General features: G+C 38.6%; 10 protein-coding genes. All 10 read right to left on the bottom strand.

Features of this window, described 5'->3' with window-relative positions:
- Window positions 1–160 precede the first annotated feature (160 nt).
- The 10 genes from C9J34_RS18105 to C9J34_RS18060 all read right to left on the bottom strand — a co-directional run bounded on the left by C9J34_RS18105 (window position 161) and on the right by C9J34_RS18060 (window position 9,905).
- Entirely contained in the window at window positions 161–853 is a 693-nt protein-coding gene (locus tag C9J34_RS18105) for a gamma-glutamyl-gamma-aminobutyrate hydrolase family protein (RefSeq protein WP_107841580.1), read from the bottom strand.
- 132 nt (window positions 854–985) lie between these two features.
- Window positions 986–1,738 carry a prepilin peptidase gene (locus tag C9J34_RS18100; protein ID WP_107841579.1) on the bottom strand — a complete coding sequence of 251 codons (753 nt, stop codon included), beginning with the start codon at window positions 1,736–1,738 and terminating at the stop codon, window positions 986–988.
- Between the two features lie 3 nt (window positions 1,739–1,741).
- Window positions 1,742–2,404, bottom strand: coding sequence for a potassium transporter (locus C9J34_RS18095; RefSeq protein ID WP_107841578.1), 663 nt, complete (start codon window positions 2,402–2,404; stop codon window positions 1,742–1,744).
- On the bottom strand, window positions 2,391–2,993 hold the full coding sequence (locus C9J34_RS18090; protein ID WP_107841577.1) for a PilN domain-containing protein: 603 nt from the start codon (window positions 2,991–2,993) through the stop codon (window positions 2,391–2,393). Before C9J34_RS18090 ends, C9J34_RS18095 begins: the two co-directional genes overlap by 14 nt.
- Window positions 2,990–3,967 carry a type IV pilus biogenesis protein PilM gene (gene pilM, locus C9J34_RS18085; RefSeq protein WP_107841576.1) on the bottom strand — a complete coding sequence of 326 codons (978 nt, stop codon included), beginning with the start codon at window positions 3,965–3,967 and terminating at the stop codon, window positions 2,990–2,992. Before pilM ends, C9J34_RS18090 begins: the two co-directional genes overlap by 4 nt.
- Window positions 3,968–4,087: 120 nt before the next feature.
- Window positions 4,088–4,546 (bottom strand): type II secretion system protein, encoded by a 459-nt coding sequence (locus C9J34_RS18080; protein ID WP_193769071.1) that lies wholly within the window; start codon window positions 4,544–4,546, stop codon window positions 4,088–4,090.
- Window positions 4,547–4,648: 102 nt separating this feature from the next.
- On the bottom strand, window positions 4,649–5,854 hold the full coding sequence (locus tag C9J34_RS18075; RefSeq protein ID WP_107841575.1) for a type II secretion system F family protein: 1,206 nt from the start codon (window positions 5,852–5,854) through the stop codon (window positions 4,649–4,651).
- Window positions 5,851–6,894, bottom strand: coding sequence for a type IV pilus twitching motility protein PilT (locus C9J34_RS18070; RefSeq protein WP_193769070.1), 1,044 nt, complete (start codon window positions 6,892–6,894; stop codon window positions 5,851–5,853). The genes C9J34_RS18075 and C9J34_RS18070 overlap by 4 nt, the downstream gene beginning before the upstream one ends.
- A gap of 13 nt (window positions 6,895–6,907) precedes the next feature.
- On the bottom strand, window positions 6,908–8,578 hold the full coding sequence (locus C9J34_RS18065) for a GspE/PulE family protein (RefSeq protein ID WP_107841581.1): 1,671 nt from the start codon (window positions 8,576–8,578) through the stop codon (window positions 6,908–6,910).
- A 19-nt stretch (window positions 8,579–8,597) separates the two neighbouring features.
- On the bottom strand, window positions 8,598–9,905 hold the full coding sequence (locus tag C9J34_RS18060) for a VanW family protein (protein ID WP_153062652.1): 1,308 nt from the start codon (window positions 9,903–9,905) through the stop codon (window positions 8,598–8,600).
- Window positions 9,906–10,295: the final 390 nt, after the last annotated feature.

Genomic DNA, 10,295 nt, shown 5'->3' with positions numbered 1-10,295 from the left:
TAGTTTATCTGCGGTTTTCTCGAGATATCTGCGCTTTCTCATGATTTATTTGCGACTTTCCTGAGATGTCTTCTTAATTTATTGCTCAATATAATTAAATTTCTTTCTTCATAAAAAAAGCATGGGGATATCGGGAAGATACCGATATCCTCATGCCTTATTATTTACATGCTTCAATAAATGCTTTAAAAAGTTTAATAGAATGCTCATCACCGAACGGGGCCATTGCTTCTGGATGCCATTGAACACCAATACAAAATGGGTGGTCGCTATGTTCAACCGCCTCATTAATACCATCTGCTGCAATACCAGCTGTGACTAAACCTTCCCCTAACTGATCAATTGCTTGATGGTGAAAGGAGTTCGTTCGAATTTGCTGTACATCCAAAATTGCACCCAGCTTTTGTCCAGTGATTTTGACAGTATGTGTCGCCACATCTCTCATAGATGCTTGTGCATGGGCAAATGATTGCTCCCATTGTGCTGGAATATCTTGAATTAATGTGCCACCAAATGCGATATTCAACACTTGATGTCCACGGCATATTGCCAGTATGGGCATTTGCCTGTTAAAAGCACTTTGCAAAATTTCTAAATCGCTGTTGTCTCGTTTCGTATGGAACATGCCAAGCTTGTGATGTGGCTCTTGCCCATATAAATATGGGTCTACATCATGCCCACCAATTAATAGTAAACCATCTACTTTATTTAATACAGCCTCAGCATCTGGAGCAGCAAGATGCGGGATGCATAAAGGGATTCCTCCTGCAAGCTCTACGGACTGTATGTATGTTTCATTAATTTCTAGCTTCTTATCTCCTGTATGCATGGTAACTGCGATAATTGGCTTCATCAATATTCCTCCTTCTTACATAGCCATTAGTATTATCTTATGCCACTTATTTGTAGCAAGCAATGAAATTTTTAGATAATTCTAAAATAGCTATTTGGAAAACAGTATGTTCGCCTGCTTTCCAAATAGCTTCTAAAATAAGCGCATATACCATTCCATCATCTGTGTGCCATAAAAGTAAATAATAATGGCCGCAAGTGCAATGGATGGACCAAATGGAATTGGCGTTTTACGATCTTTTTTACGTATTTTAAGTTGAACAATGCCGACAATCATACCGATAGCTGCTGCTAAAAAGAGCGTGAGTAAGGTATTGACTGTACCAAGTACAAGACCAAGCAGAAGAAATAATTTAATATCGCCTCCGCCCATGCCCCCCTTAGATACAACAGCAATAAGCAACAATAGCCCAAAGCCGATCGCTGCACCTAACAAGCTATCCCACCATGGTTGTAATGGTGATAACACTCGTCCAATAATCAGTAAAGGCAAAAAGAATAATAAAACCTTATCTGGTATTAACATATAAGCAATATCGGAAACCGTAATAATTATTAACAGCGAAATGAAAAGCAATGCAATAAATAATTCTAATGAAAAGCCAAACCACCAATAAGAAAAGGCGAAAAGCAGTCCTGTGAAAAGTTCCATTATCATATATATTGGGGAAATGCGCACTTTACATATGCGACATTTCCCGCGCAATAAAATATAAGATACAACAGGAACTAAATCTAACACTGTTAATTGGCGCTTGCAGCTTGTACAATGTGAGCCCGGAAAAACAATCGATTCCTTTTTCGGTACGCGCAAGCCAACAACATTATAGAAAGAGCCAAGCACAAGCCCTATTATAAAGAAAAAAGCTGTATATGTGATGGTCATTATTTATTCACCTTCATAATAAAATGTTGTGGCCTGAATTTTAGCGGAAATCGTTTTAGGAGGACCTTCGGCAACTAAATCTTCCTCTCCTGGTACGCGCAAATCAATTTGATCTATGCGAACGGTACGCTCTAAAGATTCTAGTTCTTTCACAAACATCGTCATCCTCGTCTCACTCATCGCCTCAAAATCAATAGTGAATGTTACCATTTGCAACGCAGTAGGTAATGATTCTTTAGCAATTGAAGAAGTTGGTAGCTCCTCTTGATTAGCATTTGATTCACTATTTGCAGCTGCTGTGTCTGGATCTTGTAATCCTGATTCACTTACTAAAGCATCGTAATTATTAAATTGTACGCCTGTTATTTTTGAGGCTGATAACAATTCAATTTCTTCCATATTTAATAATAATGTCACAATATCTTTATTCTGTGGTACTTTCTTTTGCAAAGCAAAAAGATTTTCTGGCACTTGGCTTTCTTCACTTTTCTTCACAGCAATTTGTGATTGTAAATGCGTGATTTCTTGCTGTAAAGACGAGACAGTATCTTGCAGACGCTTTGCATCATCCTTCTTCGGTAAAACAAAATAATAATAGCTAACGAATAATAAAAGCATGACAAGAACCGTTAATAAAATTGGGGCTGAATTTTTATTGCTTAGCATGCTGTGCACCCCCAGTGGCTAAATAAATTTCATTAATATAAAGTTCAATTTGCACAGAATAACGTGATATTGTACTAAAATCTACTTCATTTTCTTTAATATCATTATTTGGGTCCACTTCAAAATCCTTTACAGTCCCAAGCTGAACATCGTTAAAATATTCACTGTGCTCTAGTAATGCCACGTATTTCGAAATATCCGTAAATGTTTCAAAATCAGCCTGCACGATTACTTTTTGTTGATCAAAAGTATAATTGCGTAAATAGCTATTCGCTAACAGTAGTGTACGGATTTCATCCATCAATGGTGAAACAGGATACGAAACTTTCTCAACAAAGGCTACTGCTTGTTGTATGGAACCGGTGTTGTTTGCTAACAGTGCATCATACTCACTTTGTAGCCGATCTTTCTGTGCTTGCAATGTTTGCTGTTCATTCGTCAGCTTTGTTACTTCGCTTTTTGCTGAGAAAAACTGCCATATAATGAAGCTTAAAATGAGCAATGCGACAATTGCTAAAATGCTATAAAAAATTTTAAAGTTGGATTCGCTTCTACTGACATGAGGTAATAGATTTATATCTGGAATCATGCGTCTACCTCCTTTAAAGCAAGTCCTATCAGTGCTGCATTTTTCGCTTTCATATTCGGATAATGCTGACCAATCAGACGATCATCTACTATTTTCATCGCTACAGGTAAATTTTCCGTAATGAGCTGGCCAATTGTAGAAAGCCACGGATTGTCACCCATAATAATAATTTCATCAATCATTTTTTCCCCTTTATGTAGGGAGAATCTAAAGAAATTCATGATGCGATCAAGCTCCATCACACGGTCAATTAGAAGCATTCGATAATCTTCTTCCTCACCGCTATATGAAAATGTTACTTCATTTTGGCTATCCGCCACCCCATGCCATTTCGCTAAATCTGTATCGATTGTTTGAAAGCGTAAAAAATCTACATGACCATCAGAATAAATACAAATCGTTAATTCGTTAATCGACCAATTCGTCACCATATATGTTTTATCATTTTGTAATTGCCCTAATTTTTCAAGCAATCTTAAATTGCATAATGCGCGAATATCCACTACTTCTGGCGTAAGTGCTACATCTAGCAGCAAATTGACAAGCTTCGTCACTTCCTCCGAAGGTGCTGCAAACAAAGTAGCTTGTCCATCCCCTTCAACAGGATCGTACACATCGATTAATGGCTCATGAAACGGCAAATGCACCGTTCGTCCAAGCTCCATTTGCACAAAGGGTTTTAATTTATTGTCTGCAATATCATCTGGATGCTCAAACGTCTTTAATAAAACCGATGTATCAGGTACAAATGTACGAATCAGCTGCTTCTTCCCACCGAATACTGCTACATGGTCTTTCATCAGTTTAAATAAAGCAACTTCATCTACAATAACGCCATCCTGTACAATTCCTTGTGCAAGCAAAATATCATGCGTTTCCCATTGAGATGGTTGCTCACCTTTCTTTACGAGCACGCGCAGTATGTAATCATTTAATTCGATAGCTACATGTGATTTCTTTTTAAATTTGAACATATGTGCAGCTCCTTTTTCTTCATTCTATGCTAAGACTATTAAACTTCAATGCATGCATCAATTAATCCTTCAATGGAACACCTAAGCTATTGCTAGGTTAGGTGTTCTTTGAGGGGTTAATTATGGTGTTGAACCACCATAATTAGTACTATCAATTGTAATTACACCTTTAGATACTCTTGCGCTGTTTAATTTGTCTTGTGTTAAATCACTGAATGTTACACCAGATACTCCATTAACATCTGCTGTAAAAGTAATTTTGTTTGGAGACTCCTTTTTAACTGTAAATGTTATAATCTTTCCTTTAGATTCAATAAAGTCATCTAATCCTGCTGTTTCTGAACCAGAAGTATTAGTAAATGTATCTTCACCTGGGTTGTCTGTAAAGTACAATTGTGCACCACTCATAATATTTGTTGCGTCTGCAATAATTGCTTTTGAACGGCTATTTTCAATAATATTCCCAATCGCAGGAACCGCAATCGCAGCCACAATCGCTAAAATCACGATTACCGCTAATAGCTCAATAAGCGTTAAACCTTTCTCGTTTTTAATGCGTTTTTTCATAGTTTTAAACATAGAAATTCCTCCTTGTTTTTTGTAATGTTTTTGTTTGTTGCACTTTTGCTCGGACGTTTGCTGCATATACTCTCACCTCCTTGCAAAACGCCCTAAGATTTTTTACATTTGCTCGTAAAGACTGAACATCGGCATAAAGATAGCTGCTACGATAATTCCTACTGCTGCTGCTAATAGGACAATCATCAGTGGTTCAATTAGCGATTTTAATGTGTCGACGGAACGGTCCACTTCTGCCTCGTAAAAGTCGGCAATTTTTTCGAGCATCATATCGAGTGAGCCTGTCGTTTCACCAATTTGGGTCATGCTCGTTACCATCGGTGGAAAAATCCAGCTTTGCTCTAAAGGCTCTGATAATGTACTACCGCGTTCAAGGCTCGCTCTCGCATCGAGCATGACTTTTCCGATCACTGGGTTGCCGCTGACCTTTTCTGAAATCGTTAACGCTTGTAAAATGGGCACTGCTGCCGTAAATAATGAAGATAATGTACGCATTAAGCGTGCGATTGCTGTTTTTTGTAGCAACGGTCCAAACAATGGCATTTTCAGCAGCATGTAATGCACTGTAAAATGGAATTGCTTATTATTTTTCAATAAATAATAAAATATACCAATTAAAACAAATATTACGACGAGCACAAGCCACCAAAACTTTTGTAGCCATACGCTGAAGGCAACTGTTATGACGGTAATCGGTGGTAGCTCTGCTCCCATTTCCTCAAACGATGTCACAAAACTTGGTACAATGACGATTAATAAAAATGCGACAACGACGATAATTAACACTGTTAACACAGCTGGATATGCTAATGTCGATTGCACTTTCTTTTTCAAGTTGTACTGCTTTTCAAACATATTGGCTAAACGTTCTAGCGTGCTGTCGATATTACCCGTCGCTTCTCCAGAGCGCATCATATTGACAAAGAGTTCTGGAAATGCTTTTGGGTGCTTCGCTACTGCTTGGGAAAAAGCAATCCCTGAGCGCACATCATCCTCTACTTGCTCTAGCGCTTTTTTTAAAGGCTTGGATGTCGATTGGCGAGCTAAAATATTGGTTGCCTCAACAATCGAGACGCCTGCACGAATCAATGTTGCAAACTGCCGACAATAAATAACGAAGTCTTGATTTTTCACTTTATTGCCAAGGTTAATTTCCATATGCATTAAGCTGTTTGATTCACTAATCTCACGTGGATTAATTCCCCGCTCACGCAATTTCGCAATCGCCGCGCTTTGACTTGCTGCTTCAATTGTGCCCTTTTTCGTCACACCAGCTGTTGTGCGACCTGTATACTTAAAAACCGTCAAATGTATTCACCTACATTCATATACGGGCGTGCATCCTCCAACGAAATTTGACCAGCGGACACAAGCCCTTGGATTGATGTTTCCAGTGTATGCATGCCGAGCGCTCGATTTGTCTGCATGACGCTCGGAATTTGATGAATTTTCTCATTGCGTATTAAATTTGTCACAGCTGGTATTGCCACAAGTATTTCCGTCGCAGCTACACGCCCCTTTTTGCCTTTTCGTACGAACAAACGCTGTGAAATAATGCCTTGTAAAACATTCGCTAACTGAATGCGGATTTGCCCCTGTTGATGTGGTGGAAATACGTCGATAATACGGTCAATTGTCGTTGGTGCACTCGATGTATGGAGCGTTCCAAAAACAAGATGCCCTGTTTCTGCCGCTGTAATCGCTGTAGAAATTGTTTCTAAATCACGCATCTCCCCCACTAAAATAATGTCAGGATCTTGACGTAGCGATGCGCGTAAACCATTCGCAAAGCTTTCTGTATCAACGCCAACCTCACGCTGGTTGACAACCGACTTTTTATGCGTATGCAAATATTCAATCGGGTCCTCTAGTGTGATAATGTGCCTCGCTTTATTTGTGTTAATATAATCAATCATTGCAGCTAATGTCGTTGACTTACCAGAGCCTGTAGGTCCTGTTACTAAAATTAAACCTTGTGGCTTGTCTGCTAAATCAAATAATACATTTGGCATATTCAAGGAATCGATTGTCGGTATTTCACTTGAAATTAAACGGGCGGCCACGGCACTTGCATTGCGTTGATGATAAGCATTCACACGGAAACGGCATAGGCTGTCTAACGAATAATTAAAGTCCGTTTCGCCTTTGTCCTCATATTCCTGCATTTTATGGCTTGGCAACAGTTCATGCACCATTGTTTTTAACAATTCATGTGTGACGATTTCATCACCATAAGGCGCTAGTTTACCGTCAATTCGATACATTGGTGGAATACCAACCGTTAAATGTAAATCAGATGCTTTTTGCTCATAGGCATACATTAATAGCTCTCGAATTGAATGTGTCATCATATCACCTCCCTTACTCTACAGTTGCTACACGTAGCACTTCCTCAGTCGTTGTTACACCTTCTAACACTTTCAGTAAACCATCCTGTAAAAGCGTATAATAGCCTTTTTGTTTCATATATTTCGAAATTTCCCCAACATTATGACTATTAATAATTAATTCCTTCAACTGACGGTCAATTGGTAGAAGCTCATGAATCGCCATACGTCCACGATAGCCAGTATTATTGCAGGATGGACAGCCGCGACCTCGCGTTACAGTTGCTACAGTGAAACCATTTTCTTCAAAAATTGCTTTTTCACGTACTGTCGCCTCAACCGTTTGTTTACAATCGCGGCATACTCTACGCACTAAACGCTGTGCCATCACTCCTACTAATGAAGAAGAGATTAAAAACGGCTCAATGCCCATATCCTTCAAACGGGAAATCGACTCTACAGCACTGTTCGTATGCAACGTACTTAACACAAGATGCCCTGTTAAAGACGCGCGTACCGCAATCTGTGCTGTTTCAAAATCTCGAATTTCCCCAATCATGACAATATCAGGGTCTTGACGTAAAATGGAGCGAAGCCCTGCCGCAAACGTAAGCCCTACTTCTTCCTTTACTTGCACTTGGTTAATACCTGCTAACTGATACTCGACAGGGTCCTCTACTGTAATAATATTGACCGCTTCATCATTTAAGTTGGAAAGCGCCGCATATAAAGTACTCGACTTTCCTGAGCCTGTAGGTCCTGTAATTAAAACAATGCCGTTTGGACGTTGAATCATCGAGCGGAAAAGCACTTCATTTTGCTCTGTAAAGCCGATTTGATCAATATCGGTTGGCGCATTGCTTAAATCGAGTAAACGCATAACAATTTTCTCACCGTAAATGCCTGGCAATGTCGATAAACGAATATCAACAGGCTTAAAATTCACTTGAATTTTAATACGACCGTCCTGTGGAATGCGATTTTCAGTAATATTTAAATTGCCCATAATTTTAATACGTGCTGTAATAATATTTTGCATATGCTTTGGTAAAGAACGCTCTGTTCGTAAGACGCCATCTACACGATACCGCACTCGAAATTCGGTTTCATGTGGGTCAAAGTGAATATCTGAAGCGCGCTGTGCAACACCGTTCGCGATAATTTGGTTAACAAGACGTACAATAGGTGAATCATCATCCGTAATTTCCTGCTGTGTATCCGTACGCGTTGCCGCATCACCTAAATCTGATAAGGCCGCCTCCATCGATTCCTGTAAATCATAATATTTCGTAATTGTCCGATAAAGATCATCTTTTGCTGCGATACTCACTTCAATTTGACAGCCTGTCGCCATGCGGACCTCTTCAATCGCAAAATAATCCATCGGGTCTGCCATCGCGATAAACAATTTATTTTTGTCGCGGCGAATCGGCATAATGCTTGCTCGTTTCGCTAACTCAACAGGCACAAGCTTAATCAATTCTGGCTCAATCGCATATTGATTTAAATGAATATGTGGTATACCTAACTGAAATTCAAGTACTTCAATCAATTGCTGCTCTGTTAAAATATTTTCTTGAATAAGAAAATCTCCTAGCTTTTCGCCTCGATTTTTCGTCTCAAGTGCATGTTGCAATTGCTCATCTGTAATAACACCTGCTTCAATTAGTAAGTCCCCAAGTCGCTTTCTTGTGGTTCCTTTCATATCACGCTTCATCCTCCTTCTAAGGCGTAATTAAATTGCCTCCCTTATCGTAGTAACTACCTTTCGGCAAATCTTTTTCATCCTTTGGCAATGGTGGGAATTTTGGTTGTGTCCCCACCTCATAATCAGCTAAACCATCACCGTTTAAATCAAGCTGCGGTTTATTTGTCAAAGGTTGATCCTGTGACCCGCTCACTTCAGCCTCGGATTCCTTAGAAGATTTTAAAACGACGCGATGTGTTGGCGCATAGTAATCTTTGCTAATGAGTTCCCCTTCTGGCTCTTCTGCGCTATAACGCATCACAGAAACGCGCAAACCTGCTCGTCCTTCCTCAATCAATTGCTCGCTACCCGCAGGCAAATCTTTCGAGTACCTTATAATCACACGTGGAAAAATTTCATAATCACGCGTTACTTGAATACCTACATTTTGTTTATTCGCTGGACTATAGGCTTCAGTTTTTAAATTGCCAGCTTCCACCGTAAACTTTAATTGCATCACATAATCCATCGTATTTAAAAACTTTAAATCCTTTGAGCCGTTGCGTGTAATCGTTGCTTCAATTCCCGGCTCTAAATAAGAAGGAATACTATTTTGCGATGCCCGTTCATAAATTTCGCTATTCGTTTTGAGTGCAATACTATAAAGCATCGATGCGACAAAATCCAATGTCTCATTATTCGCTCGATCTATCTCTGTACCTAATGCTGCCACTAATGAAAACACTTGCCCTGGATTGACAGCTTGCTCATTTAATACGGTCACTAAATTTGATAAACCAGCCACATTATCTGGAATAGGCTGAATTTCTAAAGCAATTCGCTCATAATCTAGTACATTCATATTTTTTACATCGGCTTCTATTTCATGAGATGCTAAATTAGCAGCCTGTGCTAATACTTTCTTATAAGTAGAATCTGTTTCCCACACCTTCACCTTTTCAATTTCTACTTTTAATAGCTCGCTATCTGCTATTTGCAACGGCAACTGCACGACACGTTTTGACTTCCAAAATGTAAGCCACGACCTTTTCGTCATTTGCTCATATGTTGCCATTGTGCCATCTATGTCAAATTGAATAGCGGCTGCCTGTAAGTTAATCGTTACACCTGCACCAGATACGGTTATCGGTTCACTTGTCCATTGATTGATAGCTTCCTGCACCTTTGCTTTCATGCTTTCAGATTTTAAACCATCAACTACTATTCCCCCGATTGTTGATTGCCCATTTTCCGAATTGGCATATGATAAGTTCGTAGGATATACAATATGAACAAAAACAACTAACAAAATAGCAAACAAGCATACTTTTAGACTACTCTTCACATTTCACACCTCACTTCTTCTATTGCAAAACAGGATTTCTTCTACCATCTATTACTTCTATTGCCTTTAGAATACACTAGAAATTACCTCCCTGTATATACTATTTGACCTATTTTTATAATTTCGCAACAAATTATGTGACTTTTAATTTAATTTTTATACAAAAGTGTTCTTTAAACTCAAATTTCCTATATAATAGACGAAATAATACCTAATAAAATGAATAAAAATTACTTGATTTTCATCTAAAACAATACATTTAACCTAATTTTTCATCTTAATTTTAATTAGCTATATTATAAAAATTAAATTAAGTTAAAAAAGATTTTTTATTTCCAAAAGCTTTTTTTGATAAATACCAAAGCAAAACTAAGCTTAATAACCTACTAA

Source organism: Metasolibacillus meyeri, from assembly GCF_003049505.1.
GTDB classification, from domain to species: domain Bacteria; phylum Bacillota; class Bacilli; order Bacillales_A; family Planococcaceae; genus Metasolibacillus; species Metasolibacillus meyeri.
Note: the sequence above shows the minus strand (reverse complement) of the source record. Positions and strands in the feature narration are given on the sequence as shown.